Below are 26,624 nucleotides of genomic sequence, written 5' to 3' on the forward strand. Positions count from 1 at the left end.
CCCGACTAAAGGGCTCGGGCAGCGAATCGTCACATGACGGCTAGGCTTCGCCGTCTCGCTTCTCGGCGTGATAGCCCGCGTACTCTCGGATCGTTTCCGCTAGATCTGAGAACATTCCGTCACGGTGTTCGATCATGCTTTTCATCAGATACCATGCTGTGGTTTCGTCTTCGTCTTCAGTATCAAACCTGAGGGCAGGGTTCACATGCGGATAGAATGTGCACTCTTCGCCCGGCCATTCGTATTCAATCCACTCAGCGCCCGCCAGCTCGATAAAGCACTGCCCCATGAAGCATATGAATGCGTCGGACAGGTCGGAATTCTCGGGAGCCATCGCCGTAGCCAGGTCAGGGAACAGCGCCGAAACAATAGGATCGAGCCGCTTTACTTCTGCCGAGTCCTCCGGCCACGGCTCTGAAGGGATTTCACGAATACCCGCGTAGTCCATGAACTTCTGGGCTTGCACCCGGCGACGTTCAGGGTCGACCCATTTACCCCATTCAGTCTGCTCGACACCGAGATCCATGCTCAATTGCTGTTCGTCATTTCCCATGCCTACCCCTCTCGTCATGGCCAGAACAGGCCATCGTCCCGCTGTCGTGGTCAAGGTACAACCAACTCACGCCCCGTCCTCGTCATCCTCGCCGGAAGCCTTGCGTCTATCAGCGCGGATGAACTGGTCGACCGCTAGGTCCAACCGGTCACGGATCGGACCCGACTCCGGCTCGCCCATGAGGTTGTAAGCGTCTGTAGCGCTGCGGAATTCGCGTACCGCCCGCTCGTACTCAGTCATGGCCCGTCGTACAGTCGTTCGTTCGGAAGTCGGTCCAATCCCGTTGGGACACCAGGGATCACGCTCACATCATCGACGTAGTGGTGCTGTCGGTGCTCCTGCAAGAAGTTGTCTGCGGCGGTCTGGGATGCGGCGTAGTCCAGCCGTTCGCCTCATAGCGTGATGGCTAGGTGCACGTCCGGCTCCTCAGGATGCGGGGACGTGGGTGTGTCAGCCACGATGCACCGCCAACGATCGCGAATCCCGATCGATACCGGTACACGCGCGTATCGCGTCGACCACAACATTGCCCGAAGGGCGGAAGGTATTGCGCGGCAGTTCGATCCAGCGTCGAACGCCTCCGGTTTGGGCTGTCGGTGAAGGTAGCGGGATGCTTCCCGAACGAACGATCATCACGTTGAGCCGGAACATGTCGTTGAACAGCCGTGTGTCGTCATCGGGTATGTCAGGCCGGATCAGAAAGCTCCACCGGTTCGAGCCGACGTGCGCCACGATCGGGCCGACCGCAACGCCATGGTGTTGCATATGGCCCCGCAGCACGATCCCCAACGGTCCGGGCATGGTCAGCGCGCCAGTACTTCCGGCAGGGAAGGTGATGCGCGCAGAACCGGGCGGGTCGATGACAGCGGCCAGTCCGCACACCAACCGGTAGTAGCCGCATCGAGAAATCGGTGTATCGCCAAACGGTATGTGTTCCATCGTGGTTCAAGCCCCCTGCTGGCATCGCACGGTTTAGGTGTGCCCGGCCCCTGCGGTCGGTAGGGTGCGGCGGCTCCGTCCGAGTAGTGGAGCGCCTACCAGGCACCTATTCAGACAACCACCGCTACCGGCATGAGATACGCAGGATCTCGTCCACAGCGCGTCCACAAAGCGTCTAGATTCGATCTATGGACAGTCACGCTGCCGTCGTCGGAGCGCAGCTCCGAGCGGCCCGTGAAGCGTCGGGGATGTCTCTTGCTGCCGTGTCGAGAGTGACCCACTACAGCACGTCCGCCCTGTCTTACTACGAGACCGGAGAGCGGACACCAACAGACGATGTCATAGCGTGGTACGAAAAGCGTTTCGGTCAGATTCGAGACCCTTTGGCGACCCTGCTAGACCTCGGAAGGGCTGATGTGGAGCGGCGCTCATTTCTTCGTGTCGGCTACTCCACTGCGCTGAGCGCATCGGTTCTGCTGCCAGGCTGGCTTGCTCCATCAACGTCCGACTTGCCACGCCGGGATAACAGCGTTCGCCATGTGGGTGAAGCCGACGTGGCCGATGTGCGCGAGGTGGTGGCCCTGTTCTCGCGCATGGACCAGCGATTGGGCGGTGGCCACGGACGAACAGCTGTTGTCCAGTACCTGACTGATGAGGTAACCCGCTATCTCAACGGTTCGTACACCAGCGAGGCCGTTCGGCGAGACATGTTCTCAGCAGCAAGTGAACTTGCGTATCTGGCTGGCTGGATGGCTTTCGACAACGACGAGCACTATCCGGCGCAACGCTATTTCATGGCATCAACCAAGCTCGCGGCCGATGCAGGCGACGATCCGCTTGCCGGACACGTACTGCGCGCAATGGCACATCAGGCTGTCGACCTGGGCCACCCTCAGCAGGGCCTTCAGCTCGCAGAGGCATCGGTAAGCGGCGACCGGTACCGAAACGCCTGCCCGCGCGAGCGAGCGCTTTTGAAGGTTGTTCACGCCAAGGCGCTGGGCGCGGCTGGTCAGACCGCTGAATCGGCCAAAGCCCTACTCAGAGCGGAGCAAGACCTTGCCGCCGCGTCTGCCTCGGCAGACCTTGAGCCCGCTCGGGTGTTCTTCTTCTCCGAAGCGAGCCTTGCTCACGAAACCGCGTGCGCGTTGCGTGATGCGGGCGATCTAACCGGCGCTGCCGACCAGTTCGAACTCAGTGTCCGCAAACGACAGGCCAAGCCCTTCGCGAGAACCCATGCCGTGACACTTGGCTACTTGGGTACCGTGCAGGCACGCAGCGGCGAACTTGAACAGGCTTACGCCACATGGACATCCGCTCTAGATGCTATGGAAGGTATCCAGGATGGCGTGCCATCAGGAAGCCGGGTGCAGTCAGGGCGCACCAGGAAAGTTGCCCGCGACATACGCGCCACAGTGGAACCATATCTGGGCCAGCGGGTTGCGGGCGTGACTGAGATCGACGAGCGGGCCGCGCAATATCTGATCGCCAGCGGGACATAGGAACAGAGGTCATATGGCAGACGAAACGTTTGAGGTTGTTCCGATCGCCCATGTCGTGGGTGGTCGCATCGAACCTACGGACGATCATTGGGCCGGAACCGAGGCAATCATCCGGATAGATGACAGCCGGTTCACAGAAGAGTCTGTACTGGGCTTAGAGGCTTTCAGTCATCTGGAGGTTGTATTCCGCTTCCATCTGACAGATCCGACAGATTTGCACTTCGGAGCGCGTAGTGCCCGCGATAACCCCGATTGGCCGAAGGTCGGAATCTTCGGCCACCGAAACATGCGCCGTGTCAACTGGCTAGGGGTATCCCGTACGCGTCTGCTTCGCGTAGACGGACTAGATCTCCATGTGGCCGAACTGGACGCGGTGGACGGCACGCCCGTGCTGGACATCAAGCCGTGGTTCGCAGAGTTCGGTCCGCGCGGTGAAGTGCGGCAAGCTGAGTGGTCCACAGCGATGCTCAAGAACTACTTCTGAAGCTTGTCAGTGTCTGCGGGTAGGTGGTCGACGGAGAGTTCAACGGCCAGTAGCAGTCTCGCTCTGTGAGCCTCCGAGCCCGGTCCGCCCTTCGGACCGGGCTTGAACTACGCGTAGACCTGTTGAGGGACAGCCTTTGGGTTATCTGCGATCGCTGATACGTCGGGCGATGGACGTGAGGCGCCGAGCAGCGGTTCGCGTACCTTCTCCGCGAATTCCACCGTGACCGGCGCATGGTCGGACCAGCGCTGGTCGTAGGCGGCGGCACGCTCCACCCGTGCCGATATGGCTCGGGATGCGATACTCTGCGTTGTGTAAACCGCGTCGATGCGCCAGCCGGTGTCGTTGTCGAAAGCGCGGCCGCGATAGGACCACCAGCTGTACGGGCCGTCGACACCGGGATGCAGTGCGCGCACCACATCCACGTAGCCTGCGGCGAGCAGCTGATCAATCCAGGCACGCTCGTCCGGCAGGAACCCTGCCGACTTCAGATTGCCCTTCCAGTTCTTCAGATCCCGTTCGGTGTGCGCGATGTTCCAGTCACCGCTCACCACGAAATCGCCGGTGCGTGCGGTGAGGTACGCGCCGAGTTCGGCCATGAAACGGTACTTTTCGTCCTGTCGCGGTGTCCCTGCGTCGCCGGAGTGCACGTACACGCTGGCCACGGTGAGCTCGCCGAAGTCGGCCTCGAGGTAGCGGCCAGACGCGCCGAACTCGCTGCTGCCGAAGCCGATTCGGACCGCGCTCGGTTCGCGCCTCGACAGGATCGCGACACCAGCCCTGCCCTTGGACTCCGGCTCGGCCTGCGCCAGCCACCAGCCGTCGGCAAGCGCGGGCGCCAGCGCCGCCGCGACCTGGTCCTCGGTGGCTCTGGTCTCCTGGACACAGACGATGTCGGCCTCGGTGGCGGCCAGCCAGGCAAGCATGCCTTTGCCCGCAGCCGCGCGGACGCCGTTTACGTTCACACTCGAGATGATGTAGGCCACCGCACGACCGTACAATGCTGGTCAGATGAATTCCCCCGGGACACCGCCGTCCAGGAAGGGGCGATGACGATGTCGTCTGACACCTCCAAGTCCAAGGCCGATGCGAAACGCGCCACCGGCGCATCCGTTCCGGCCAAGCCCGAGCCGACCCGGCCTCAGGTGCTGAAGGCATTGCATGTCGGGTCCGGCGACCCGCTGCTCCTGCTACACGGCTTCATGCTGTCGCCGCACTGCTGGGAGCAGACCGCGGCCCGGCTGTCGAGCCAGTGCGAAGTGTTCGCACCCGCCTTCGCCGGACACTGGGGCGGCGAGCCCGCGGACGGCTGGTCCGTCGACATCCACGCGCTGGCCGATCGCGTCGAGGACCAACTCGACGAACTCGGCTGGCGCACCTGCCATATCGCCGGGAACTCGCTCGGCGGCTGGGTCGGCGTCGAACTCGCCAGGCGCGGCCGGGCGCGCACGCTCACCCTGATCGCGCCCGCAGGCGGCTGGCATATCCCCTCGCTCGCCCAGATGCGCACCTGCCTGAAGTTCCTTTCGCTGGTCCCGGTCATCCAAATCGGTAAGCGCCTCGGCGGTTTCGCGATCAACAACCCCGTCATCCAGCGACTGGCGTTGTTGCCGTTGAGCAAGAACGCGGCCGCCGTCTCCCGCCGCGACACCGCCGCCGCCATCACGGCAACGCTGAACTGCCCTGCCATGCTGGCGATCATCGTCGGCACCGCCCGTGGACCCGAGCAGGAGGATCTGTCCACCCTGCAAACCCCGGTCCGGCTCCTGCTCTCCGAATACGACCGGGTGATCCCCAACCGCAGCTACGCCCGTCGCTACCTCAAGGAGCTCCCCGACTCCGCCGACCGCATCGTCGTCCACGGCGTCGGCCACGTCCCGATGCTCGAAGCACCGGACCGGATCGCCACCCTCATCGCCGAACACGTCTACGCCAGCCGCAACCGCCTCCGCGCAGTCTGACGCACGGGATATCCACAGCTCAGCGAGTTATCCCCAGATCGAGGAAAGGTCTCGATCTCGTTGCGGCAGCGACCTATTGTTGCCGCCATGGGGAGCACACCAGAGGATCGAAGGGTCGACCAAATTCGCGGCGATGTCGATGGGCTGTACGAGCTGGCGGCTGAGACCAAGGAGACGACGGACAAGATCCAGAAGCAGACGGACAAGATCGAATGCTTCGTACGAGGAAACAGTCTGCGACTGCACCGGTTAGAGAAAACGTCCGGTCGAAATTTCGGCCTGCTTCTCGCCGCCCAGCGACAACACGCGCAACGCCTGGATCGCGTGGAATCGCTGCTCTGCGGTCTTACGGCACAGGTGGACCAGAACGGATCGCAGGTCACCCACCTCGATTCCAAGGTCACCCGACTCGAGTCGCAGGTGACTCAGCTGGACGTCGTTGTACGTCAGAACTCACAGACCCTCGACCTCGTCGTCGAGTTGCTGCAGCAGAAGCAGCCGCCACCATCGCACTAGCCGACGCCGACTCGTGCGGCGATCACAGTTCAGGATGTTCTTCAGATCACGAAAAGGTCTCGATCGCGCGCCGAGCGGCGACTACCGTTGCGCGCCATGGGGATCGCAGAGTTTCAACGCGCAATCAGCAGGCTCTGGAGTGATGTGGAAAGCCTGTACGAGTTGGTCCATGCGTCCAACGAGCGCGCCAGCGATATAGGTCGAACCGTCCGCACGATCGACTCACAACTGGATCATCTAGAGAAGCGAACCGGTCGACGACTGGCGGCAGTGGTCGCAATGCAAACGACAACAGGGACAGGAGGCCGAACTTCGCCAATCACGGGAGGAACAGGTGCGAACCGATGTCAAGCTGGTGAAGGTCAGCGTAGCCCGGCTGGGAGCACGCGTCGACAGGCTCGGGAACCGGATATCCCACCTCGGCATGCAACGCTACGACGCCAGCAGACGCACCGGCGTCTCCCGACAACGCAAGTCCCACTTCGAGCCTGGGATGAGCCGCCTCGGGACCGAGATGACTCGGCTCTACGCCCAGAAGCGTCAGCTGAGTCGAGACAGAGAACAACTCCACGCGCGGGTGGCACACCTGGAGGACCGCATCACGCAAGTCTTGGCGAAGGGCTATGGAGCAGTAACGACCGCTGCTCCCGTCCGGAGCCGGCCCGGGCACGACGTCGGATCTCCTTGCGTCCGTTAGGAGGCGACGCCGGTGCGCTTGCTGTCGAGGTGGCGGGGGAAGGTCAGGAGTAGATAGCTGACCTGGTCGGGACAACGGGTCCCGGGCGCGCGCCGTGCCGCGCCCGGGATCGGTCGTGGTTATGCCAGCAGCCCCTTGGCGATATGGGTCACCTGGATCTCGTTGCTGCCCGCGTAGATCATCAGCGACTTGGCGTCGCGCGCAAGCTGTTCCACGCGGTACTCGGTCATGTATCCGTTGCCGCCGAACAGCTGGACGGCTTCCATGGCGACCTCGGTGGCCGCCTCGGACGCGTACAGCTTCATCGCCGATGCCTCGGCCAGCGTCGGCGGCTTGCCTGCGCGCCCACGCTCCAACGTGTTGAACACCATGTTCTGCACGTTGATCCGCGCGATCTCCATCTTGGCCAGCTTGAGCTGGACGAGCTGGAAGCGGGCGATCTCCTGGCCCCAGAGCTTGCGGTTCTTGGCGTAATCCAGGCACAGCCGGTGGCACTCGTTGATGATGCCGAGCGCCATGAACGCGACACCGACCCGCTCGGCGGTGAAGCTGGAGCGGGCGCTCTCCCTGCCGTCGCCACCCTTGTGCTCCTCGGTCTCGCCGAGCAGCCGGTCGCGGCCGAGGCGGACGTTGTCGAAGAACAGCTCACCGGTGGGCGAGGCGTGCAGGCCCATCTTCTTGAACGGCTTGCCCTGGGTGAGCCCTTCCATGCCCTTGTCGAGCACGAAGGTGAGCACCTTGCGCTCACGCTTGTCGCCGCCGTCGCCCTCGTCGAGCTTCGCGTACACGATCATCACATCGGCGAACGGCCCGTTGGTGATGAAGGTCTTCTGCCCGTTGAGCAGATAGTCTTCACCGTCGCGCTTGACGTAGGTCTTCATGCCACCGAATGCGTCGGACCCCGAGTCGGGTTCGGTGATCGCCCATGCCGCAACCTTTTTCATGGTCACGATGTCGGCGAGCCAGCGTTCCTTCTGGGCCAGCGTGCCGCGCGACATGATGGTGGTGGCGCCGAGGCCGATGCTGACGCCGAGCGCGGTGACCAAACCCATACAGACGCCGGACAATTCGCCGACCAGCACCGCCATCAGCGATTCCTGCCCGGCGAACGGCCTACCGCCGGAAGACTTTTCCTTCTTCTCCGGCAGTGGTTCACCGGCGGCGAGCGCGGCCTCTTTGGACCGCTGCTTGGCAAGCAGCTTCTCCACGGCCTCGCCGCCCATGGCGTCGATCCCGAACTCGCTGAACAGCTTCCGGATGATCGGGTACGGCGAAAGCTCGCCGCTGTCCAGCGCGTCCAGGTGCGGGCGGATCTCCTTGTCGATGAACGTCCGCAGTGCGTCGCGGATCAACACATCGGTCTCGGACCATTCGAACATCGTTGTTCTCCTAACGTTCCGCCGAGCTCATGGCAGCCGGGCGGCGATGTCGTCGATCAGCCACGGCCCCTCGGTCTCGATCGTTTTGACATCGTGCCAGCCTGCCAGCTCGGAGATGGCCCCACCTTGCACCGCGAACACCTTGCCGGTGATCGGGCACTTGTCCGAGGCGAGGTAGGCCACCAGCGGGGAGATGTTGGCCGGGCTGAAGGCATCGAAGCCGCCCTCTTCGACCTCGTCCGCCTCTGCGGCCATCATCGCACCCATGCCGGGGGTCGCCAGGGTGAGCCGGGTGCGCGCGATCGGCGCGATGGCGTTGACCCGCACGCCGTAGCGGGCGAGCTCGTCGGCCGCGACGAGGGTCAACGCGGCGATGCCCGCCTTGGCCGCGCCATAGTTGGCCTGCCCGGCATTCGGCACCGTGGTGCCGGACGCGGACGCAGTGTTGATCACCGCGGCGTTCGGCTGGTTGCCCGCCTTGCTCTGCTCTTTCCAGTAGGCGCCAGCGTGGTGCAGCACCGCGGCGTGGCCCTTCAGGTGGACCGCGATCACCGCGTCCCACTGCGCCTCGTCCATGCCCGCGATGAACGCGTCACGAAGGATGCCCGCGTTGTTGACCACGATGTCGAGCCCGCCGAGTTCGGAGACCGCTTGATCGACAACGTTTTTCGCGCCGTCCCAGGTGGCGATGTTGGCAGTGTTGGCCACCGCCTTGCCGCCCGCGGCGATGATCTCGTTGGCGACCTCTTGCGCGAGGGTGGTGTCGGATCCCTCGCCCTCGTTGCTGCCGCCGAGGTCGTTGACGACCACGGCCGCGCCCTCACGCGCGAACAGCAAGGCGTGCTCGCGGCCGATGCCGCGGCCGCCGCCGGTGATGACGGCTACTCGACCTTCGAGTGCACCCATCGATGTCTCCTCTTCTACTGAAGTCTGTGCTGCATGTCGCGCCGGGGTCACGGTGTGCGCCAGGGGTTTTCGCCGGGGCGCACACCGGACCAGCTCAGTCGGCTACTTCGGCAAGCCCGTCGCTGAGGACGACGTCCTCGCCACGGACGGTCTCGAAGGCGTAGGTGGTGACGCCGTCGGCCGAGCCCACCTTCCAGATGCGGGTCTCCAGGTCGTCACCAGGGAACACCATCTTTGCGAAGCGCACGGCAAATCGCTTGAGTCGGTTCACATCCGAATCAGCGACCTCCGTGAGCACCGCCCACGAGGCGAAGGCCATCGTGCACAGACCGTGCGCGATGATGCCGGGCAACCCGGCGTCCTTGGCCACCTGCTCGTCCAGATGCAGCGGCACCGGATCACCGGAAGCCGGTGCATAACGGAAGGTTTGGTCGTCGTCGACATGCTGCGCGACGACCGCCACCGGATCGTGGGCCCGCAGGCTTTCGTCGAACTTGTGCGTCGGCGCCTCGACACCGACCGACTTGCCCGCGTCGATGTTGCGGAAGAACGCGGTCAGGTACTGCTCGTTGACCAGCTCCCCCGCTTCCGTGCGGCATTCGATGACGAGCGAGATCGTCGTGCCCTTGGATTTGCTGGTGTAGCCGATCGCCTTGGCCCGCGAGACCAGTTCGTCGCCGGGCTGGATCGCCCGGTGGAAGTGGAAGTCCTGCTCGCCGTGCACGACCCGGCCGAAGATGTCCATCGGCGCGACCTCGATCACCGGCATCAGCATCGCCTCGAAGACCGGGACGATGCCGAAGATCGGCGAGGCCACCGTGCCCGCGAGGTGCGCCTCGATCGGATCGTTGGTTGCCGCGGCGTATTCGGCGATCCGCTCGCCGGTGACCTCGAAACGTTCCTCGTCACACCAGGTTTCCAGCCCCGCGTCGTCGAACTCGACGAGCCGGGAGGACGTGGTGGTCTCCGATGTCATGCCGAAGCCAGGGCGTCGAGCTGCTCGAGGGACTTGTCCAGCTGCTTGAGGCCGTCCTTCTCGACCGCCTTGCCGAGCGCACCCTTGATCAGCGCGCCCTCGAAGTCGCCGGAGACGAGGATGGTGCTGCCGCCGTCGCCCTTGGGCTGAATGTCGAAGGTGAATTCGGTCTTCACACCTGCCATTCCGGTGCCGCCGAGGGTCAGCTTGGTCGGCTGCTGCACGGAGACGACGGTCCACTCCAGCTTGTTCGCCATGCCGAGCATGACGATCTTGGCGACCAGTTTCGCGCCCTCGGTGAGCACGGCGGGCGGCTCCTCCATGAAGCGCTCGTGGATGGTGAACCACTTGTCCCAGGTCTGCGGGTCGGAGACGACTGTCCACAGTGCCTCAGGGGTGGCGTTGACGTCCTTGGTTGCTTCGATGTGTCCCATGACAATGGCTCCTCGTCGAGATGTGTTGTGCGAGTTCGATGGTCAGCGTCGGCTGCCGCTCAGCGCTCTGCGCGCTGGTACGCCGTCACGACCGCGGCGCCGCCGAGGCCGATGTTGTGCTGCAGTGCGGCAGTGACGTTGTCCACCTGACGCTTGTCGGCGGCGCCGCGCAGCTGCCAGGTGAGTTCGGAGCACTGCGCCAAACCCGTTGCGCCGAGCGGATGCCCCTTGGAGATCAGGCCGCCGGACGGGTTCACCACCCACTTGCCGCCGTAGGTGGTCAGGTTCTCGTCGATGAGCTTGCCCGCCTCACCTTCGCCGCAGAGGCCGAGCGCCTCGTAGGTGAGCAGTTCGTTGGCGGAGAAGCAGTCGTGCAACTCGATCACCTGGAAGTCCTCGGCGCCGAGCCCGGCCTGCTCGTAGACCTTGCGCGCGGCCTGGACGGTCATGTCGTAGCCGACCAGGTTCTTGGCGGTCTCGTCGAAGGTGGACTTGTAGTCGGTGGTCATCGCCTGTCCGACGATCTCGATCGCCTGCCCGGCCAGGTTGTGCTTGTCGACGAACGCCTCGCTGGCGAGGATCACCGCGCCGGAGCCATCGGAGGTCGGCGAGCACTGCAGCTTGGTGAGCGGGTCGTAGATCATCCTGGCGCCCAGGATGTCGTCCATCGAATACTCGTCCTGGAACTGCGAATACGGGTTGTTCACCGAGTGCTTGTGGTTCTTGTAGCCGATCTTGGCGAACTGCTCGGCGGTGGTGCCGTACAGCTTCATGTGCTCACGTCCGGCCGCGCCGAACATCCACGGCGCCACCGGGAACAGCACCTCGGAGATCTCGGCGAGCGCCATGATGTGCCGCGCCATCGGCTGCTCGCGGTCGTCCCAGGTGGAGCCGAGCGAGCCAGGCTGCATCTTCTCGAAGCCGAGCGCCAGCGTGCAGTCGGCAAGTCCACCCCGAATCGACTGTGCCGCAAGGTACAACGCGGTCGAGCCGGTCGAACAGTTGTTGTTGACGTTCACCACCGGGATGCCGGTCATGCCGAGCTCGTAGACCGCGCGCTGGCCGGAGGTGGATTCGCCGTAGACGTAGCCGACGTAGGCCTGCTCGACCAGGTCGTAGGCGATGCCCGCGTCGGCGAGCGCCTTGGTTCCCGACTCCCTGGCCATATCCGGGTAGTCCCAATCGGTGCCATCTTCGTTCTTGCGGCGGCCCGGCTTCTCGAACTTCGTCATGCCGACGCCGACGACGTAGACCTTGTTCGCCATCGAACTCCTCCAGATAGTGCCCGCCCGGCGTGCTCCGCCGGATGCCGCCCGCGCAGCGGACAGCGGTCGCCGATCCCGATGGATCGCGCTGAAACAAACATACAGAGATGTATGTAAGTACGCAAGGCTGTAGTCGGTACTCACGGTCCCAGCTATCGAATAGCCAGCCAGTAACGCCTTCTCCGATACATACCGCCGGATGTGTATGTTTCACCAGCTCAGGTCGACAAATCGCCGGTCACGCCCGCGCCGGGCGCATTGCTGTGACGTGACTCACCGCGGCGGCGGACGTAACAGCCGCGTAATGGTTCGGAAATTCCCCGTCCACAACCGTGTACGACGGTCGAACGGTTGCTTTTGTCTGTGCGGGGATGAGGAGTAAATGTGGTCGAGCTCGATACCCGGTCGCTCAATACCGACGGGATAGCCGCGGCCAAGGAAACGCTGGAGGACTACACGCTGCGTTTCGCGCCACGGAGCTACCGGAAATGGAGCCCGGCCGTTGTCGGCATCTCGGCCCTCGGCGGCATCGCCTACCTGGCCGACTTCGCCATCGGCGCGAACATCGGCATTGCGCACGGCACCGGAAACGCGTTGCTCGGCATTGGTTTCTTCGCGATCGTTGTCATGCTGACCGGATTTCCGCTCGCCTATTATGCGGCGCGATACAACCTCGACCTCGACTTGATCACGCGCGGTAGCGGATTCGGCTATTACGGCTCGGTCATCACCAATGTGGTGTTCGCTTCGTTCACCTTCATTTTCTTCGCGCTGGAAGGGTCGATCATGGCCCAGGGGCTGGAATTGGGGTTGGGCGTTCCGCTGTGGCTCGGCTATCTCGCCTCGACGCTGATCATTTTCCCGCTGGTCATCTACGGGATGAACACCCTGGCCAAGCTGCAGGTGTGGACGACGCCGCTGTGGCTGCTACTGATGGTGCTTCCGTTCGGCTTCCTGCTGGTGCGCCACCCCGATTCGGTGTCCGCGTTCTTCGCCTACGGTGGCGAAAACGGTTCGGGCGTCAGCATTTCCGGCACGCTGCTGGCGGCAGGCGTGTGTTTGTCGCTGATCGCGCAGATTGCCGAGCAGATCGACTACCTGCGCTTCATGCCGCCGCGCACGCCGGAGAACGCACGCAAGTGGTGGACCTGGATGCTGCTTGCCGGACCGGGCTGGGTGGTCTTCGGCGCGCTCAAGCAGGTGGTCGGGCTGTTCCTCGCGGTGTATCTGATTGCGAATGTGCCTGCCGCACAGGGCATCGCGAACCAGCCGGTGCACCAGTTCCTGGAAATCTACCGCGACATGGTGCCAGGGTGGCTCGCCATGACGCTCGCCGTGGTGCTCGTCGTCATCAGCCAGATCAAAATCAATGTCACCAACGCGTATTCGGGGTCGCTGGCCTGGACGAACTCCTACACCAGGGTCACCAAGACCTACCCTGGCCGGCTGATCTTCCTGGCCGTGAACCTGGTGATCGCGCTGATCCTGATGGAAGCCAACATGTTCGACTTCCTCAACAACATTCTGGGCTTCTACGCCAACTGCGGCATCGCCTGGATCGTCACCGTCGCAACGGATATCGCGGTCAACAAGTACCTGCTGAAGATCTCGCCCAAGCAGCCGGAGTTCCGTCGCGGCATGCTCTACGACGTCAACCCGGTCGGCCTGGTCGGCTTCGGGCTCTCGGCGGTGTTGTCGATCATGACGTTCTTCGGGATCTTCGGCGACCTGTTGAAGCCCTACTCCCCGATCGTCGCCGTTGTCGTCGCGTTCGTCGCCACGCCGCTCACCGCCATCGCCACCAAGGGCAAGTACTACCTGCGGCGCACCGACGACGGCATCGACATGCCGATGCTCGACGAGCACGGCAACCCGTCAGGGGAAACCTTGACCTGCCACGTCACCGGCCTGGAGTTCGAACGCCCTGACATGATCGCCTCCGCTGTCCCCGGACCCGAGGGCGAGATCCAATACATCAGCTCGCTGGCACTGTCCACAGACAAGGCAGGCGATCACCTGCTCCCGCAACAGCACTGACCGCCCTGTCGTGCGGGACGCAGCCGGTGTCCCGCACGGCGGCGACGACAAGGCAAGCCGGTACGGCAATTGCCGCTACGAGATCACTCGGCCGCGCGTACGTCGGCAAGTGCCGCGGCGGCGATGTCGTGCAGGTGCGCGGTCGCGCGACGCCAACGGCGTTGGGCGCGTTCGTTATCCGGGTCGACGAAGTTGGAGATCAGGATGCCGCGCAGCGCGTCCATCGCGGTGTAGATGAAGTCGCGGGCCTCCTTGCGGCGGATCTCGTCCGGCACGAACCGGGCGACGGCCATCAGGACGGCGTTGTTGACGAACGGCTCGACCTTCTCCATCGCGGCGGCGAGCACCGGATCGGTCCGCCCCGCCACCCACAGCTCGACGGTCGCGATGAACAGCGGCCCCTGGTGCAGCTCCCACAGGAATTCCAGTGCGGCGCCGACCGGATCGTCACCGCGCTCGACCTTGGCCATCTCCCGCATCGCGGTCTCGGCGCGCAGTTGTGCGAGGTGACTGATCGCGGCGACCACCAGGTCGGTCTTGGAGCCGAAGTGGTGCACCTGCGCGCCGCGGGTGACGCCTGCGCGTTCGGCGACCCGCGGCGTCGTCGTCCCCGCGTATCCGTACTCGACCAGGCAGTCGATGGTCGCGTCGAGCAGCCGCGTGCGCATCTCGGTGCTGCGTTGCTCCTGGGTACGCCGCTGCGGCTTCGCGATGTCGATCCTGGCCATCAGGTGATTCTACACTTACATACAGCTCTGTATGTTCACAGTGCCACCGCGGGGGTTCACAGTGTCGCCGCGGCGCTGCGTGCGTCGCGCCGCGCGGCCCCGACGGTACCGAGGAACAGCAGCACACCGACAACAGCGAGCCCGGCACCGACCAGCGCAGGCGCGGTGTAGCCGAAACCTGCCGCGATGACCGCGCCGCCGAGCCAGGCGCCCGCGGCATTGGCGATGTTCAGCGCGGCGTGATTCAACGCGGCGGCCAGAGTCTGCGCCTCGTGCGCCACATCCATCAACCGGGTCTGCAGGCCGGGCGCCAGCGCCGCGCCCGTCGCGCCGACGAGGAAGGCGCCTGCGGCCGCGGCGTACGGATTGTGCGCCGCGACAACGAAACCGGCGAGGATGACGGCCATGCCGATCATCGAGAGAAAGATCGCGCGATCGACACCGCGATCGGCAAGCACGCCGCCGACGATGTTGCCGACCACCATGCCGACGCCGAACAGCATCAGCACCAACGGAACCGACCCGGCGGACATCCCCGCGACGGAGGTGAGCGTGGTGGAAATGTAGGTGTACACGGCGAACATGCCGCCGAAGCCGATCGCACCGACCAGCAGGGTCAGCAGCACCTGCGGCCGCCGCAGCGCGCCGAGCTCGGTCATCGGGTTGGTCATCCTGATGCCGGTCAGCTCCGGCACGAAGTAGAGCAGCGCGGCCACCGTCGCCAGCCCGATCACCGTGACCACCACGTACGCGTCGCGCCAGCCGAGATGCTGGCCGAGCCAGGTGGCGGCGGGAACGCCGACAACATTGGCGGCGCTCAACCCCAGCATAACTGCGGCAACCGCTTTGGCACGCTGCCCCACCGGCGCAAGCGTGGCGGCGGCCAGGGAGGCGACGCCGAAATAGGCACCGTGCGGCAACCCAGTGACGAACCGCGCGAGCACCAGAGTCTCGAAGGTGGGAGCGACCACCGTCGCCACATTGCCGAGCGTGAATGCGGCCATCAACGCGATGAGCAACTTCTTGCGGGAGACCCGCGCGCACACGGCGGCGATCACCGGCGCGCCGATGACAACACCGAGGGCGTACGCGGACACCGCATGCCCCGCGGTCGGCTCGGAGACCCGCATGGCGTGCGCGATATTGGGCAGCAAACCCATGGTGACGAATTCTGTTGTGCCGATACCGAACCCGCCGAGCGCCAGCGCGAGCATGGCCGGGACATGCCACGTCGACCGCTGAGCCTCGGGGGGCAGTGCGGGAGCCTGGGCGACAAGGTCGATGGTCACGTGTCAATGAAACGCGCGAATCCCCACTTTCGCTTCCCCAGTAAACGTGAGTTAAGACACGCTACCGGCGAGGGTCCGCGCAGGTCAGAAACCCAATTGCCGCAATTAGGACGAACTCGTCGCGCGAGCCGGTTCGCGTTAACGCCGTTCGAAGGTGCGGCGGTACTCCGCGGGCGTGACGCCGACCACCGCGGCGAAGTGTCGGCGCAGGTTCGTCGCCGTGCCGAGCCCGCACAGCCTGCTGATCCGTTCGATGCCGAAATCGGTGGACTCCAGCAGCGATTGGGCGTGTGCGAGGCGACGACTCAGCAACCACTGCTTCGGCGTCTGCCCGATCGACTGGTGCAGGCGCCGGTGAAAAGTGCGCGGGCTCATGTTGGCGCGGGCGGCGAGCAGATCGACAGTGAGCGGCTGGTCGAGGTTGGCGGTGGCCCAGGCCAGCACCGGCCCGAGGTCGGTCTCGGCCTTGGCCTCGGCGGACAGATCGACGAACTGGGCCTGCCCGCCGGTCCGATGCGGCGGTGTCACCAGCCGCCTGGCCAGCCGGTTGGCGACGGCGGCGCCGAAGTCACTGCGGACCAGGTGCAGCGAAAGATCAATGGCCGTGGTCATTCCGGCGCTGGTGAGGATGTCACCGTCGTCGACGTAGAGCGCCGACCGGTCGACCTCGACGGCGGGATAGCGGCGGGCCAGGATCGCCGCGTGCTCCCAGTACGTGGCGACCTTGCGGCCGTTCAAGAGCTGTGCCGCCGCCAGCGCGAAGGCGCCGTTGCAGAGCGCGACCATCCGTGCGCCGTGACCGTGTGCGTCGACCAGCGCGTCCAGCAGTTCCTGCGGCACCGGCCGGTCGCCGGTGACGCAGTCGTAGGCGATCGATGGCACGAAAACGGTGTCGGCGGAGCGGAGTTCGTCCGGTCCGTAGTCGGCTCGCAGATACACCCCGCCGCCGACGGCCGATTCCGCCGCGTCCGGCTGGGTCGAGCACACCCGTAACTCGTACCAAGGGTCTGCGAGATTGGGGTAGGGCGTACCGAAGATCGCGGCGATCACCCCGAGCTCATAGATATCCCACGGATGCAGCGCCCCTGGCGTGACGGCGATCGCGACGACATGACCGGTCATGGCCGCCAGCGTATGGCAGAAAGCGTTCGGTCGAGGTCAGTCCTGCCACTCACACCTGGGAAGCTCGAACCAGAAAACTGATCTCCGGGCGCCCTGTTCACTCGCACGAACGACACCACGGAGGAATCAATGACCAGCGACCGCACACCGGTGACCGTGCTCGGCCTCGGGCGCATGGGCGCGACGATCGCGGAGGTCCTGCTGCGCAACGGCCACTCGGTCACGGTGTGGAACCGCTCGCCGGGCCGCGCACCGCAGCTCGACACGCTCGGCGCCGTCCGCGCCGACACCCTCGGCGAGGCGCTGCGGGCCGGCGCGCTGACCATCGTCTCGGTGCACAACACGGAGATGGTGGCCGAGCTGCTGCACGCGGTCCCGGACGACCTGGCCGACCGCACCGTGCTGAATCTCTCGACCGGCCGCCCCGAGGACGCCCGCGAGCTGGCGGATTGGACGACCAAGCGGCACGGCCGTTTTCTGGATGGCTCGATCCTCGGCATGCCGGAGACGCTCGGCACGCCCGCGACGACAATCGTCTACAGCGGCTCCCCCGAGGCCGAGGCCGAACATCACGCGACGATCGCCGAACTGGGCACCGCGAAGCACCTCGGCGCGGACACCGGACTGGCCGCCGCGCACGATCTGGCGGTGCTGGCAGGCATGTACGGCCTGTTCGGCGGCTTCTTCCAGGCGATGGCGATGATGCGCCGCGAGCAGGCGAGCGCAACGGAATTCACCCGCGAACTGCTGGTGCCGTGGCTGCGCTCGCTGCTCGACACCCTGCCCGCGCTCGCCACCCAGATCGACAAGGACGAGTTCCCGCCGACCATGGCCAGCGTCGAGGAGCATCAGATGATAGTGCGGATGATTCTCGACGCGAACCGCGCGCAGGACCTGCCGACCGACCTGCTCGATCCGGTGCTTGCCTTGCTCGACGCGGGGGTAGCGCGTGGCAACGGAACGGAGAGCCTGACCCGCGCCGTCTCGGTCCTGCTCGACCACCCGGTGCACGCCTGAAAACAGTCCGGGCACCCGTACCACCGTGTGGCGCGGGTGCCCGTAAGGTTCACCCCCGGCGCCGGATTCGCGTCCAGCGCCGGGATATCTCTCAGCTCAACGCAGTGCGCGGGCCAAGTTCGCATCAAGAGCGCCGAGGAATTCCTCGGTGCTCAGGTAGCCCTGATCGCCGCCGACGAGCAGCGCGAGGTCCTTGGTCATCTGGCCGCCTTCGACGGTCTTGATGACGACGTCTTCCAGCGTCTGCGAGAAGCCGATGACCTCGGGGGTGTTGTCGAGCTTGCCGCGGTGCTCGAGCCCGCGCGTCCAGGCGAAGATCGACGCGATCGGGTTGGTCGAGGTCGGCTTGCCCTGCTGATGCTGACGGAAGTGCCTGGTCACGGTGCCGTGCGCGGCCTCGGCCTCACAGGTCCTGCCGTCCGGGGTCAGCAGCACCGACGTCATCAGGCCGAGCGAGCCGAAGCCCTGTGCGACGGTGTCGGACTGGACGTCGCCGTCGTAGTTCTTACATGCCCAGACGTAGCCGCCCTCCCACTTCATGGAGGAGGCGACCATGTCGTCGATCAGGCGGTGCTCGTAGGTCAGGCCCGCCGCGTCGAACTGGGTCTTGAACTCGGCGTCGAAGATGTCCTGGAAGGTGTCCTTGAACATGCCGTCGTAGGCCTTGAGGATGGTGTTCTTCGTGGAGAGGTACACCGGGTAGTTCTGCTGCAGGCCGTAATTGAACGAGGCACGCGCGAAATCGATGATCGAGTCTTTGAAGTTGTACATGCCCATGACGACGCCGCCGTCTTCGGGCATCTTCACGACCTCGTGCTGGATCGGCTCGCTGCCGTCCTCTGGCGTGAAGGTCACGGTGACCGTGCCCGCCTGATACACCTTGAAATCGGTGGCGCGGTACTGGTCGCCGAACGCGTGGCGGCCGATGATGATCGGCTTGGTCCAGCCGGGCACCAGGCGCGGAACGTTGGAGATGATGATCGGCGCACGGAAGATGGTGCCGCCGAGGATGTTGCGGATGGTGCCGTTCGGCGACCGCCACATCTTCTTCAGGCCGAATTCCTTGACGCGATCCTCGTCCGGCGTGATGGTGGCGCACTTGACGCCGACGCCGTGCCGCTTGATGGCCTCTGCGGCATCGATGGTGACCTGGTCGTCCGTCTTGTCTCGGTACTCGATACCCAGGTCGTAGTACTCGAGGTTCACATCGAGATACGGGTGGATCAGCTTGTCCTTGATGAACTGCCAGATGATCCGGGTCATCTCGTCGCCGTCGAGCTCGACGACGGTGCCTTCAACCTTGATCTTGGACATGGATCTTCGCGTCCTCCTAGGATGGTGCCCTCGTTGCACGGCCAGGCTGTGCTTGACAGGCGGCATTCACTGGGCCTTCGTGGTGACGCAAGCTGCCGCCTCAGGCCTGACGCTCATGCCGCAATCACGCTTGTGAGCGGACCCCAGCTGTTCCAACAGACAACGTATATGCCCCGCGTTGTCCGCGAGACGTCTGGTGCAAACAAGACAAGCGTACTGCTGCCGCCCTCGGCGGTGTGCGGGCAGCCCCCCGAGTGAGAAACCCCACGAACTTACTGGCTGGTAGGTCAATCTGGCAATTCCGGCGGCTATCCGACAACGCCCCAGGTCCGCGCACCGCACAGCGGAACGCGGACCTGGGCGGCGCTACTCAGACTCCGACATGCACCGGGCGCGCACCGTCCTCGGCGCCCTCGATCAGGTTCGCAGGCCGGTCCTTGATCATCAGCGCGATCACCGGGATCGCGGCGAGGAAGAAGCCGGCACCGACATAGAACGCCACGTCGTAACTGTGGATCGAGGCGCGCGCGATCAGGTTGTCCACGGTCGCGTTGTTCTCCGCGTAGGTCTTGGCGACCTGCACCGAGATCGTGGTCAGCAGTGCGGTGCCGACCGCGCCGCCGACCTGCTGCGCCGCGTTCAGCAGCGCACTGGCCACGCCCGAGTCCTCTTCTTCCACCTGATGCAGCGCGACGGTCTGCATGCCGACGAACAGCGGACCCATGCCGAGCGCGATCAGCACCTGCGCGGGCAGCACGCTCGACGCGTAGCTGTCCCCGAAGCCGAGCTGCGCCAGCCACACCAGACCGAGCACCCCGAGCACCGCACCGGCCACCATCAGCGGACGCGGGCCGAGCTTGGGCAGCAGCGCGCTGGTGATGCCCGCCGAGATCGCGATGCCCGCCGGGAAGGGCAGGAACGCGAAGCCCGCCTTCAGCGAGGAGTAGCCGAGCGTGATCTGGAAGTAGTAGCTGAGGAACAGGAACATCGCGAACATCGCGATCGGCACGAGCAGCGCGGCCAGGAACGCGCCGCCGCGGTTGATCTCACCCGGAATGTGCAGCGGCAGCAGCGGGTTCGCCGAGCGGCGTTCGATCGCGACGAAAGCGATCAGCAGTGCGGTGCCCGCGACGAGCAGGCCGAGGGTGCTGCCCGCCAGCCAGCCGTCGTCGGCGGCGCGACTGAAGCCGTAGACGATGGCGATCAAACCGAGTGTCACCGTCACCGCGCCGGGCGCGTCGTAGCCGCCCTTGCGCGGGGCGGGAACGTCCTTGACCACCCAGGCCAGCGCGCCGACCAGGGCAAGCAGCGCGATCGGGGTGTTCACCAGCAGGCACCAGCGCCACGAGGCGTACTCGGTCAGCGCGCCGCCCGCGATCAGGCCGAGCGCGGCGCCGCCGGCGGAGATGCCGGCGAACACACCGAAGGCGGTGGCCCGCTCACCCGGCTCGGTGAAGGTCACCGACAGCAAGGACAGTGCGGCGGGCGCGAGCAACGCCGCGAACGCGCCCTGCAGCGCGCGCCCGGCGAACATCTCCGCACCGTTCTGTGCGAGACCGGCCAATGCCGACGCGGCCGCGAAGCCGATCAGGCCGATGATGAAAATCCGCCGTCGGCCGAGGTAGTCGGCGAGCCGGCCACCGAGCAGCAACAGGCCGCCGAAGATCAGCGTGTAGGCGGTCAGCATCCACTGTTTGTTGCCGTCGCTGATGCCGAGATCCTGCTGGGCGAACGGCAGCGAGATGGTCACGATGGTCGCGTCGAGGACCACCATGAGCTGGGCCAATGCGATCACCGCCAGGGCAAGCCAGCGGGCGGAACTGCCCCGCTTTGTCGGAACGTCTACCGCGGTCGCAGTGTCGGTCACTGTGGTCTCCTCGTCGCTCGAAGTGCTCGACCATCCTGACATTTGGCGACATTTGTCGTCAAGAGAAAAATGTCGTACTCCGACATTTGGCGGTTAAAGACAGGAGAGGGCCGGATTGCGATAGCATGTGAGCATGCTCGAGTCACCGACGCCGACGGGCGCGAGTGCCGCAGCGGAACACCCTGCGAGCGCCACCCCACATCCCGGACCGCACCCAACCGGACTGCGTGAACGCAAGAAGGAACAGACCAGGTTGCGGATCATCGAGGTGGGCCTGAACCTTTGCGACGCACAGGGATTCGACGCGACCACCATCGAGCAGATCGCCAACGCCGCCGACATCTCACCGCGCACGATCAACCGGTACTTCGAGAGCAAGGAAGACATCGTGCTCGGGCCGGTGGTCGATTTCGGGGCCGCCATCGCCGAAACGCTGCGTGGGATGCCGGTCACCGGCAACGAGTTGGAGTCATTGCGCGAAGCGTTCCTGCAGGTCGTCGATCGTGCGTCGGCCGACAACGCCGCAGGCCCCGTCACCTTCCGTCAGTTCCAGCAAATGCGGCGGATCATGCGCGGCAGCTCGGCGGTCAGTACCCGCAGCATCGACCACGCCGAGACCAAGAACGCCGCGATCGCCGGTGTGCTCGCCGAGCGACTCGGCACCAAGCCCGACGCCATGCCGGTGCGGATCGTCCTCGGCGTCTGGCAGCTGATCGGCCATCTCGGCATGGAGTGCCAACAGGCCGCGTTCGACGACGACGACCTCGAGGCCGCGGCACAGGCCTCGCGCACGGCCTTCACCTCGACATTCGACGAATTCCTTCGCGTCTGCTGCCCCGATCGCGGGTGACGTTTCGGGCAGCGCGCAGCCGTTAGCTATGATGCGGAACAGGTCATGAGTGCCAGCGCGAAGCCCCGGCTTGCTGGACGGCAACCCTCCAGCAGCGGTGGGGTGCTCCGGGTGATGACCGGGCTCTCGAAGGTCGAGAGCAAGCGCGCCGTCCAGGAGGTTCCTCTAATGTGTCGTTTCCCGTTGCCCAAGAACCACCTCGGGTCGAGGATGCATGCACAATCCGCCGGTGTCACGGCGGCGGCGACGTGACCGTGGATACCGAACCGAGCGTCGCACGCGCCGCCGGGGTGGCTCTGCCACCGCCGGACGGGCGCCTCGGCATCATCCCGATCGGCGACCTGACGCTGGAAAGCGGCGCGGTCATTCCGCAGGTCCATCTGGCCGTGCAACGCTGGGGTGAGCTCTCCCCCGAGTTGGACAACGTGGTGCTGGTCGAGCACGCACTGACCGGCGATTCGCATGTGGTCGGCTATCCGGACGACATCCACCCGCTGCCGGGCTGGTGGGACGGGATGGTCGGCGCCGGCTGTCCGCTCGACACCGACGAGTGGTGTGTGATCGCGACGAACGTGCTCGGCGGCTGCAAGGGCAGCACCGGGCCCTCGACCCTGGCGCCGGATGGAAAGCCTTGGGGGGCAAGGTTTCCGGAGATTTCCATCCGGGACCAGGTGGCCGCCGAAGCCGCGCTGATGGACCGGCTCGGCATCGACCGCCTCGGCGCCGTCGTGGGCGGGTCGATGGGCGGCATGCGGGTGCTGGAGTGGATGGTCGGCGCGCCGGACCGGGTCGGCGCCGCACTGGTGCTCGCCGTCGGCGCCCGCGCCACCGCCGATCAGATCGGCACCCAGACCACCCAGATCGCCGCGATCAAGGCCGATCCGGACTGGCAGGGCGGCAATTACCACGACACCGACCGTGCCCCGATGAGCGGCATGGGCATCGCGCGCCGGATCGCGCACCTGACCTATCGCACCGAGGACGAACTCGACCATCGCTTCGAGAACAGCGCGCAGGACGCCGAGGATCCTTGGCACGGCGGGCGTTACGCGGTGCAGAGCTATCTGGATCACCAGGCCGACAAGCTGTGCAACCGCTTCGATCCCGGCACCTACGTGCTGCTGACCGAGGCGATGAACCGGCACGACATCGGGCGCGGGCGCGGTGGGGTGCATGCGGCATTGGCCGCTACGCCGGTGCCGTGCGTGGTCGGCGGTGTCGACTCGGATCGGTTGTATCCGTTGCGCACTCAGCGCGAACTCGCGGACGGGCTGCCCGGCTGCGACCGACTGGAGATCGTGCATTCGCGCGACGGGCACGACGGTTTCCTCACCGAGGCGACGGCGGTGTCGAAGCTGCTGATCGACACGGTGCGGTTGGCTCGGCTGCATCGCAAGCCCCGCGACTGAGTTCGCTTCGCGGGCAGCACTGTTCGCGGATTGTTCGATGCTCGGCGCGCTGACCCACGGTCCGACCGAAAGCGGCTCGGGCGCAGGCTATTTCGTGGTCGGCGCGCCGACGAGCAGCCGGACGATGGCGTGCACGAAGCCCTGCAGGCGTTCCCTGGGATACTCGTCCGGCTCGCTGACCGCCAGCCGGCCGAGCATCTCGGCGACCTGCAGCAGCGAGTTGGTGAGCAGGGCGGAATCCACACCCGCCCATCGAGGTTCGAGCGCCGTGCCGATGCGGACCAGCGCTTCGGCCTGATCGAAGATGCCAGCCCTCGACGTCCGTAGCGCTTCGCGGTATTCGTCGGGTGCGTTGCCAGGGCCCGCCAGGATCAGTCGCCACCTGGTCGGATTCTCCAGTGCCACACCGACGAACGCCTCGACCGTCGCCGAGGCGGCAACCACCGGGTCGGCGCCCATCAGGTCCGCGGGCAGGGTGTCGGCGACCTGTTCGAGGCCGCGTTCGCGTTCCCGTTCCAGCAGTGCCGCAACGAGTTCGGCGCGGGTCTTGAAGACGGTGTAGAGCACCGGCTTGCCGACGCCCGCCTCCTGGGCGACCGCCTCCATGCTCAGCTCGTGCAGTTCCATCCGGCTCAGCACGGTGAAAGCGGCGTCGAGCAGTTGCGCCCGCCGCTGCTCGGGGGGCAGGCGGGGCGCATAGCGCCTGCGTGGCCCGTCCGCCCTGGCACGCGATGTCGTCACTGCCGCCTCACCTTCATGCGGTCCATCCTGGCACCCGCCCCGGTATCGCTGGCGAATCCCGCCGATAACAAATGCTACGCACCCGTTGTATTCATTTCGAGCAATTGCTACGGTTGCGTTGCATTCACTCCGCGCGCCGGGGTGATCACCGCAAAGGAGCACCTGATGCACTTCGATCCGACCACCCTGCGCCGGGACGACTACGGGTTCTTCGGCCCCGACTCGCCAAGCTGGAAGATCTGGACCGCGCCGACCGCCGTCATCGGCTTCCAGCGTGCGGTGGTGCTCGAGCATTTCGACCCGTTCCTCACCGCGGCCGTCGCCGACTCGCGCGGCATCTACCGCGACCCGCGCAAGCGCCTCGACCACACCTTCTCCTACTTCCTGATCGCCGCGATCGCCGACGGCCGCACCGCCATCCAGGCGGCCGAACACCTCATGCAGATCCACGCGCCGATGACGGGCATCGAGCCGATCAGCGGAAACCGCTACAGCGCCAACAGCCCGGAGACCCAGCTGTGGATCCACATCACCGGCTGGCATTCGGTGCTCAAGGCCTACGAGGTGTTCGGGTCCGGCCCGTTGGCACCCGAGGAAGAGGCGCGCTACTGGCACGAATGCGCGATCGCCGCGGAGCTGCAGACCTGCAAGCCGGAGGACGTGCCGCGCAGCCGTGCCGAGGTGCGCGAATACTTCGCCAGGGTGCGGCCGCGCCTGTGCACCTCCGAAAAGGCCGAGGAGGGCATGCACCATCTGCTGTGGACCTCGCCGCGCAACGGTGCGGGCATCTCGTATGCCATTGGCAGCAGGCTGCTTTCGCTGGCGTCGGTGGCGACCCTGCCGAAGTGGATGCGCAGGCTCGGCCGCTTCGATCGCTGGGGGATCGTGGATCTCGCGGTGAAACTGCCCGCAAAGGTGCTGGTATGGAGCTTCACCCGGTTCAACTCGTTCGGATTGCTGTTCGCCGCACCGTTCGTCGCGCCGATGGCGGGTCAGATCCTCAAAGAGCACCTGAACGCGGCGCCGCCGACGCGGCCCGAGACGGTCACCCCCAGCGAGGCACGTGCCTTGTACGGCAGTCGATCCGGCCGTGCCCTGATCGCCGAACCGGCCTGACCTCGCCGATTCCCCGCTGCATCGAGGGGTGCGGCGGGGAATCGGTCAGCTTGCCGCCGCGCGGCGGGCCGCCTCGATCCTGTTGATGTTGGTCTCTATCCAATCCCGCAGTGCCGCAATGGGTGTGCGCAGGCTGTGGCCCAGCTCGGTGAGGGTGTACTCGACGCGCGGCGGCACGGTGGGATGCACTGTGCGGGTGAGGAATCCGTCCGTCTCGAGCTGACGCAGGGTCTGCGTCAGCATCTTCTGCGAGATGCCATCGATGCGCTTGTGCAGGTCGGTGTAGCGCATGGTGCCGTCCGCGAGCGCGTCGACGATCAGCACCGTCCACTTTCCCGCGACATGATCGAGCACCTGGCGGGTCGGGCATTTGGCCGAGTAGATGTCGGCGGGCAGGCCGGAGCCATCGATGAGCGTGCGCACCTTTCCCACTGTAGCGCACCCAAAGGTGCCTTCTTCCCATTGGAGCGTCACTCTCCGATAGTAAGAATTATGGAAACACAGACACTTTCGGTTCCCGCCGCGATACGAGCCCGCCGCACCACCCGCCACTTCCGGCCCGATCCCCTCACGCCGCAGCTGGTCGACGAGCTCGTCGACTTGGCGGTGCAGGCGCCGAGCGCATGGAACATGCAGGACCGGTCGATCGTCGTCGTCACCAGCGAATCCGGCCGACAAGCGTTGTCGGCGGCCGCGTTCGGCCAGCCGCAGCCCCTCGAAGCGCCGGTGGTTCTTGTCTTCGTCGCCGACCCGACGGCCTGGCAGGACAACAACGCCGACATCGCCGAGCTGGCTCGCCGCAACGGCGCCTGGAATGCCGAATTCACCGCACTGTTCGACTCCCGCAGCGAGTTTCATGCGCTCAGAGAGCGCGGGCTGCTGCGAGAGAACGCCATCAAGAACGCGATGATCGCGGCCACCTACGTCATGCTCGCGGCGACCAGCCTCGGCCTGGCCTCGGCACCCATGAACGGCTGGGACCCCGACTCGGTGAAACAGGCCATCGGGATCGGCGATCGCGACGATCTGGCCATCGCGGTATTGGTCGCCGTCGGCTACAGCGATGCCGCGCCGCCGCACCCCGGCCGCAGGTCGCGCGAGCACACGGTGTTCACCGAACGGTACGGGCGCTAGACGCCGCCGAGGTTGATGGTGGCGACGATGAGGACGATGGCGGAGCCGAGCAGCGTCAGCGCACCGACGTCGAAGGGCTTGCTGCGCACCGCGAGCAGCCCGACCCGCGCGGTCGGCAGGCACAGCCGGAACGCCGCGGCCAGCAGCGTCGCCCCACCGAAGAACAGCGTGCCGCGGCGCCAGCGCTCCTGCGCCACGAACACCACGGCCACCACGATGACCGCCGCCACCACGATCATCGGCAGGTGGTGGCGCAAGAACCCGGTGCTCGCGGTCGCTACCCGTTGGTCCACAGTGGACGTCTCGCCGTCGGTCACCCCCCGATTCTTACAGAGACCCCTGCTCGCGTGCCGCCGACGGGCCCGGTCGGCGACGGCGACACCCTTCCGCA

27 protein-coding genes and 1 riboswitch are annotated in these 26,624 nt (G+C 65.6%); of the genes, 10 read left to right on the plus strand and 17 right to left on the minus strand.

The window, feature by feature from the left end:
• Window positions 1–40: 40 nt before the first annotated feature.
• From NA11_RS20835 to NA11_RS20840, 3 genes are all read right to left on the minus strand, one after another.
• Window positions 41–553: a hypothetical protein gene (locus tag NA11_RS20835; RefSeq protein ID WP_069163633.1), complete on the minus strand. Its 513-nt coding sequence runs from the start codon at window positions 551–553 to the stop codon at window positions 41–43.
• 66 nt (window positions 554–619) lie between these two features.
• The gene (locus NA11_RS45730; protein WP_167837691.1) at window positions 620–793 is read right to left on the minus strand and encodes a hypothetical protein; all 174 of its coding nucleotides are present in this window, start codon (window positions 791–793) and stop codon (window positions 620–622) included.
• 210 nt (window positions 794–1,003) lie between these two features.
• A complete protein-coding gene (locus tag NA11_RS20840) occupies window positions 1,004–1,342 on the minus strand; it encodes a hypothetical protein (protein WP_245746020.1) in 339 nt (112 codons plus the stop codon).
• Window positions 1,343–1,680: 338 nt separating this feature from the next.
• Between NA11_RS20840 and NA11_RS20845 the strand changes: the two genes are divergently transcribed.
• Window positions 1,681–2,991 carry a helix-turn-helix domain-containing protein gene (locus tag NA11_RS20845; RefSeq protein WP_084654864.1) on the plus strand — a complete coding sequence of 437 codons (1,311 nt, stop codon included), beginning with the start codon at window positions 1,681–1,683 and terminating at the stop codon, window positions 2,989–2,991.
• A gap of 13 nt (window positions 2,992–3,004) precedes the next feature.
• Window positions 3,005–3,475 carry an SAM-dependent methyltransferase gene (locus NA11_RS20850; protein ID WP_069163636.1) on the plus strand — a complete coding sequence of 157 codons (471 nt, stop codon included), beginning with the start codon at window positions 3,005–3,007 and terminating at the stop codon, window positions 3,473–3,475.
• 107 nt (window positions 3,476–3,582) lie between these two features.
• Here NA11_RS20850 and NA11_RS20855 read toward each other — a convergent pair whose 3' ends face one another.
• On the minus strand, window positions 3,583–4,461 hold the full coding sequence (locus NA11_RS20855) for an exodeoxyribonuclease III (protein ID WP_141717739.1): 879 nt from the start codon (window positions 4,459–4,461) through the stop codon (window positions 3,583–3,585).
• 63 nt (window positions 4,462–4,524) lie between these two features.
• On the opposite strand from NA11_RS20855, the gene ephH reads away from it, so the two are divergent.
• Together ephH and NA11_RS20865 are read left to right on the plus strand one after the other, a co-directional pair.
• On the plus strand, window positions 4,525–5,436 hold the full coding sequence (gene ephH, locus NA11_RS20860; RefSeq protein WP_084654867.1) for an epoxide hydrolase EphH: 912 nt from the start codon (window positions 4,525–4,527) through the stop codon (window positions 5,434–5,436).
• An 87-nt stretch (window positions 5,437–5,523) separates the two neighbouring features.
• On the plus strand, window positions 5,524–5,952 hold the full coding sequence (locus NA11_RS20865) for a hypothetical protein (protein ID WP_069163637.1): 429 nt from the start codon (window positions 5,524–5,526) through the stop codon (window positions 5,950–5,952).
• A gap of 816 nt (window positions 5,953–6,768) precedes the next feature.
• Here the strand turns inward: NA11_RS20865 and NA11_RS20875 are convergent.
• The 5 genes from NA11_RS20875 to NA11_RS20895 form a co-directional block, all read right to left on the minus strand.
• Complete coding sequence (locus tag NA11_RS20875) at window positions 6,769–8,028, minus strand: acyl-CoA dehydrogenase family protein (protein WP_069163639.1); 1,260 nt, start codon at window positions 8,026–8,028, stop codon at window positions 6,769–6,771.
• 27 nt (window positions 8,029–8,055) lie between these two features.
• Window positions 8,056–8,934: an SDR family oxidoreductase gene (locus tag NA11_RS20880; RefSeq protein WP_069163640.1), complete on the minus strand. Its 879-nt coding sequence runs from the start codon at window positions 8,932–8,934 to the stop codon at window positions 8,056–8,058.
• Window positions 8,935–9,028: 94 nt separating this feature from the next.
• Window positions 9,029–9,910: a MaoC/PaaZ C-terminal domain-containing protein gene (locus NA11_RS20885; protein ID WP_069163641.1), complete on the minus strand. Its 882-nt coding sequence runs from the start codon at window positions 9,908–9,910 to the stop codon at window positions 9,029–9,031.
• Window positions 9,907–10,344: a type II toxin-antitoxin system Rv0910 family toxin gene (locus NA11_RS20890; protein WP_069163642.1), complete on the minus strand. Its 438-nt coding sequence runs from the start codon at window positions 10,342–10,344 to the stop codon at window positions 9,907–9,909. The genes NA11_RS20885 and NA11_RS20890 overlap by 4 nt, the downstream gene beginning before the upstream one ends.
• A 59-nt stretch (window positions 10,345–10,403) precedes the next feature.
• Window positions 10,404–11,609 (minus strand): lipid-transfer protein, encoded by a 1,206-nt coding sequence (locus tag NA11_RS20895; RefSeq protein WP_069163643.1) that lies wholly within the window; start codon window positions 11,607–11,609, stop codon window positions 10,404–10,406.
• Between the two features lie 384 nt (window positions 11,610–11,993).
• Here NA11_RS20895 and NA11_RS20900 point away from each other — a divergent pair, with 384 nt between their 5' ends.
• Window positions 11,994–13,646, plus strand: a complete 1,653-nt coding sequence (locus tag NA11_RS20900; protein ID WP_069163644.1) for a purine-cytosine permease family protein — start codon at window positions 11,994–11,996, stop codon at window positions 13,644–13,646.
• 83 nt (window positions 13,647–13,729) lie between these two features.
• Here the strand turns inward: NA11_RS20900 and NA11_RS20905 are convergent, their stop codons facing one another.
• The 3 genes from NA11_RS20905 to NA11_RS20915 form a co-directional block, all read right to left on the minus strand.
• Complete coding sequence (locus tag NA11_RS20905) at window positions 13,730–14,374, minus strand: TetR/AcrR family transcriptional regulator (protein ID WP_069163645.1); 645 nt, start codon at window positions 14,372–14,374, stop codon at window positions 13,730–13,732.
• A 56-nt stretch (window positions 14,375–14,430) separates the two neighbouring features.
• On the minus strand, window positions 14,431–15,588 hold the full coding sequence (locus NA11_RS20910; RefSeq protein ID WP_069163646.1) for an MFS transporter: 1,158 nt from the start codon (window positions 15,586–15,588) through the stop codon (window positions 14,431–14,433).
• 213 nt (window positions 15,589–15,801) lie between these two features.
• Window positions 15,802–16,785: a helix-turn-helix domain-containing protein gene (locus NA11_RS20915; RefSeq protein ID WP_069163647.1), complete on the minus strand. Its 984-nt coding sequence runs from the start codon at window positions 16,783–16,785 to the stop codon at window positions 15,802–15,804.
• 129 nt (window positions 16,786–16,914) lie between these two features.
• Here NA11_RS20915 and NA11_RS20920 point away from each other — a divergent pair, with 129 nt between their 5' ends.
• A complete protein-coding gene (locus NA11_RS20920; RefSeq protein WP_069163648.1) occupies window positions 16,915–17,802 on the plus strand; it encodes an NAD(P)-dependent oxidoreductase in 888 nt (295 codons plus the stop codon).
• Window positions 17,803–17,898: 96 nt separating this feature from the next.
• Here NA11_RS20920 and NA11_RS20925 read toward each other — a convergent pair whose 3' ends face one another.
• Together NA11_RS20925 and NA11_RS20930 are read right to left on the minus strand one after the other, a co-directional pair.
• On the minus strand, window positions 17,899–19,116 hold the full coding sequence (locus tag NA11_RS20925) for an NADP-dependent isocitrate dehydrogenase (protein WP_069163649.1): 1,218 nt from the start codon (window positions 19,114–19,116) through the stop codon (window positions 17,899–17,901).
• A gap of 370 nt (window positions 19,117–19,486) precedes the next feature.
• Window positions 19,487–21,025: an MFS transporter gene (locus NA11_RS20930; protein ID WP_069163650.1), complete on the minus strand. Its 1,539-nt coding sequence runs from the start codon at window positions 21,023–21,025 to the stop codon at window positions 19,487–19,489.
• Between the two features lie 91 nt (window positions 21,026–21,116).
• On the opposite strand from NA11_RS20930, the gene NA11_RS20935 reads away from it, so the two are divergent.
• Window positions 21,117–21,833 carry a TetR family transcriptional regulator gene (locus NA11_RS20935; RefSeq protein WP_084654868.1) on the plus strand — a complete coding sequence of 239 codons (717 nt, stop codon included), beginning with the start codon at window positions 21,117–21,119 and terminating at the stop codon, window positions 21,831–21,833.
• A 41-nt stretch (window positions 21,834–21,874) separates the two neighbouring features.
• Window positions 21,875–21,985: riboswitch (SAM riboswitch) on the plus strand.
• A 96-nt stretch (window positions 21,986–22,081) separates the two neighbouring features.
• Window positions 22,082–23,242 carry a homoserine O-acetyltransferase MetX gene (gene metX, locus NA11_RS20940; RefSeq protein ID WP_069163651.1) on the plus strand — a complete coding sequence of 387 codons (1,161 nt, stop codon included), beginning with the start codon at window positions 22,082–22,084 and terminating at the stop codon, window positions 23,240–23,242.
• An 87-nt stretch (window positions 23,243–23,329) separates the two neighbouring features.
• Here the strand turns inward: metX and NA11_RS20945 are convergent, their stop codons facing one another.
• A complete protein-coding gene (locus tag NA11_RS20945) occupies window positions 23,330–23,983 on the minus strand; it encodes a TetR/AcrR family transcriptional regulator (RefSeq protein ID WP_069163652.1) in 654 nt (217 codons plus the stop codon).
• A 165-nt stretch (window positions 23,984–24,148) separates the two neighbouring features.
• On the opposite strand from NA11_RS20945, the gene NA11_RS20950 reads away from it, so the two are divergent.
• Window positions 24,149–25,099 carry an oxygenase MpaB family protein gene (locus NA11_RS20950; protein WP_069163700.1) on the plus strand — a complete coding sequence of 317 codons (951 nt, stop codon included), beginning with the start codon at window positions 24,149–24,151 and terminating at the stop codon, window positions 25,097–25,099.
• Between the two features lie 45 nt (window positions 25,100–25,144).
• Here the strand turns inward: NA11_RS20950 and NA11_RS20955 are convergent, their stop codons facing one another.
• Entirely contained in the window at window positions 25,145–25,522 is a 378-nt protein-coding gene (locus NA11_RS20955) for a winged helix-turn-helix transcriptional regulator (protein WP_069163701.1), read from the minus strand.
• A 69-nt stretch (window positions 25,523–25,591) separates the two neighbouring features.
• Here NA11_RS20955 and NA11_RS20960 point away from each other — a divergent pair, with 69 nt between their 5' ends.
• The gene (locus NA11_RS20960) at window positions 25,592–26,233 is read left to right on the plus strand and encodes a nitroreductase family protein (RefSeq protein ID WP_069163653.1); all 642 of its coding nucleotides are present in this window, start codon (window positions 25,592–25,594) and stop codon (window positions 26,231–26,233) included.
• Here the strand turns inward: NA11_RS20960 and NA11_RS46680 are convergent.
• The gene (locus tag NA11_RS46680) at window positions 26,230–26,472 is read right to left on the minus strand and encodes a DUF3017 domain-containing protein (protein ID WP_069163702.1); all 243 of its coding nucleotides are present in this window, start codon (window positions 26,470–26,472) and stop codon (window positions 26,230–26,232) included. The two genes, NA11_RS20960 and NA11_RS46680, sit on opposite strands and share 4 nt — an antisense overlap.
• Window positions 26,473–26,624 lie beyond the last annotated feature (152 nt).

This window comes from Nocardia altamirensis NBRC 108246, from assembly GCF_001612685.1.
In the GTDB taxonomy this organism is placed as follows: Bacteria; Actinomycetota; Actinomycetes; order Mycobacteriales; family Mycobacteriaceae; genus Nocardia; species Nocardia altamirensis.

What these genes read in the sequence shown, in the direction of transcription:
- NA11_RS20930 (WP_069163650.1), bottom strand. Translation starts at nt 21,025, where the DNA reads ATGTCAGGATGGTCGAGCACTTCGAGCGACGAGGAGACCACAGTGACC.
- NA11_RS20910 (WP_069163646.1), bottom strand. Translation starts at nt 15,588, where the DNA reads ATGCTCGCGCTGGCGCTCGGCGGGTTCGGTATCGGCACAACAGAATTC.
- NA11_RS20865 (WP_069163637.1), top strand. Translation starts at nt 5,524, where the DNA reads ATGGGGAGCACACCAGAGGATCGAAGGGTCGACCAAATTCGCGGCGAT.
- NA11_RS46680 (WP_069163702.1), bottom strand. Translation starts at nt 26,472, where the DNA reads ATGATCGTGGTGGCGGCGGTCATCGTGGTGGCCGTGGTGTTCGTGGCG.
- NA11_RS20920 (WP_069163648.1), top strand. Translation starts at nt 16,915, where the DNA reads ATGACCAGCGACCGCACACCGGTGACCGTGCTCGGCCTCGGGCGCATG.
- NA11_RS20835 (WP_069163633.1), bottom strand. Translation starts at nt 553, where the DNA reads ATGGGAAATGACGAACAGCAATTGAGCATGGATCTCGGTGTCGAGCAG.
- NA11_RS20850 (WP_069163636.1), top strand. Translation starts at nt 3,005, where the DNA reads ATGGCAGACGAAACGTTTGAGGTTGTTCCGATCGCCCATGTCGTGGGT.
- NA11_RS20875 (WP_069163639.1), bottom strand. Translation starts at nt 8,028, where the DNA reads ATGTTCGAATGGTCCGAGACCGATGTGTTGATCCGCGACGCACTGCGG.
- NA11_RS20950 (WP_069163700.1), top strand. Translation starts at nt 24,149, where the DNA reads ATGCACTTCGATCCGACCACCCTGCGCCGGGACGACTACGGGTTCTTC.
- NA11_RS20895 (WP_069163643.1), bottom strand. Translation starts at nt 11,609, where the DNA reads ATGGCGAACAAGGTCTACGTCGTCGGCGTCGGCATGACGAAGTTCGAG.
- NA11_RS20960 (WP_069163653.1), top strand. Translation starts at nt 25,592, where the DNA reads ATGGAAACACAGACACTTTCGGTTCCCGCCGCGATACGAGCCCGCCGC.
- NA11_RS20845 (WP_084654864.1), top strand. Translation starts at nt 1,681, where the DNA reads ATGGACAGTCACGCTGCCGTCGTCGGAGCGCAGCTCCGAGCGGCCCGT.
- NA11_RS20935 (WP_084654868.1), top strand. Translation starts at nt 21,117, where the DNA reads ATGCTCGAGTCACCGACGCCGACGGGCGCGAGTGCCGCAGCGGAACAC.
- NA11_RS20885 (WP_069163641.1), bottom strand. Translation starts at nt 9,910, where the DNA reads ATGACATCGGAGACCACCACGTCCTCCCGGCTCGTCGAGTTCGACGAC.
- NA11_RS20925 (WP_069163649.1), bottom strand. Translation starts at nt 19,116, where the DNA reads ATGTCCAAGATCAAGGTTGAAGGCACCGTCGTCGAGCTCGACGGCGAC.
- ephH (WP_084654867.1), top strand. Translation starts at nt 4,525, where the DNA reads ATGACGATGTCGTCTGACACCTCCAAGTCCAAGGCCGATGCGAAACGC.
- NA11_RS20915 (WP_069163647.1), bottom strand. Translation starts at nt 16,785, where the DNA reads ATGACCGGTCATGTCGTCGCGATCGCCGTCACGCCAGGGGCGCTGCAT.
- NA11_RS20905 (WP_069163645.1), bottom strand. Translation starts at nt 14,374, where the DNA reads ATGGCCAGGATCGACATCGCGAAGCCGCAGCGGCGTACCCAGGAGCAA.
- NA11_RS45730 (WP_167837691.1), bottom strand. Translation starts at nt 793, where the DNA reads ATGACTGAGTACGAGCGGGCGGTACGCGAATTCCGCAGCGCTACAGAC.
- NA11_RS20890 (WP_069163642.1), bottom strand. Translation starts at nt 10,344, where the DNA reads ATGGGACACATCGAAGCAACCAAGGACGTCAACGCCACCCCTGAGGCA.
- NA11_RS20880 (WP_069163640.1), bottom strand. Translation starts at nt 8,934, where the DNA reads ATGGGTGCACTCGAAGGTCGAGTAGCCGTCATCACCGGCGGCGGCCGC.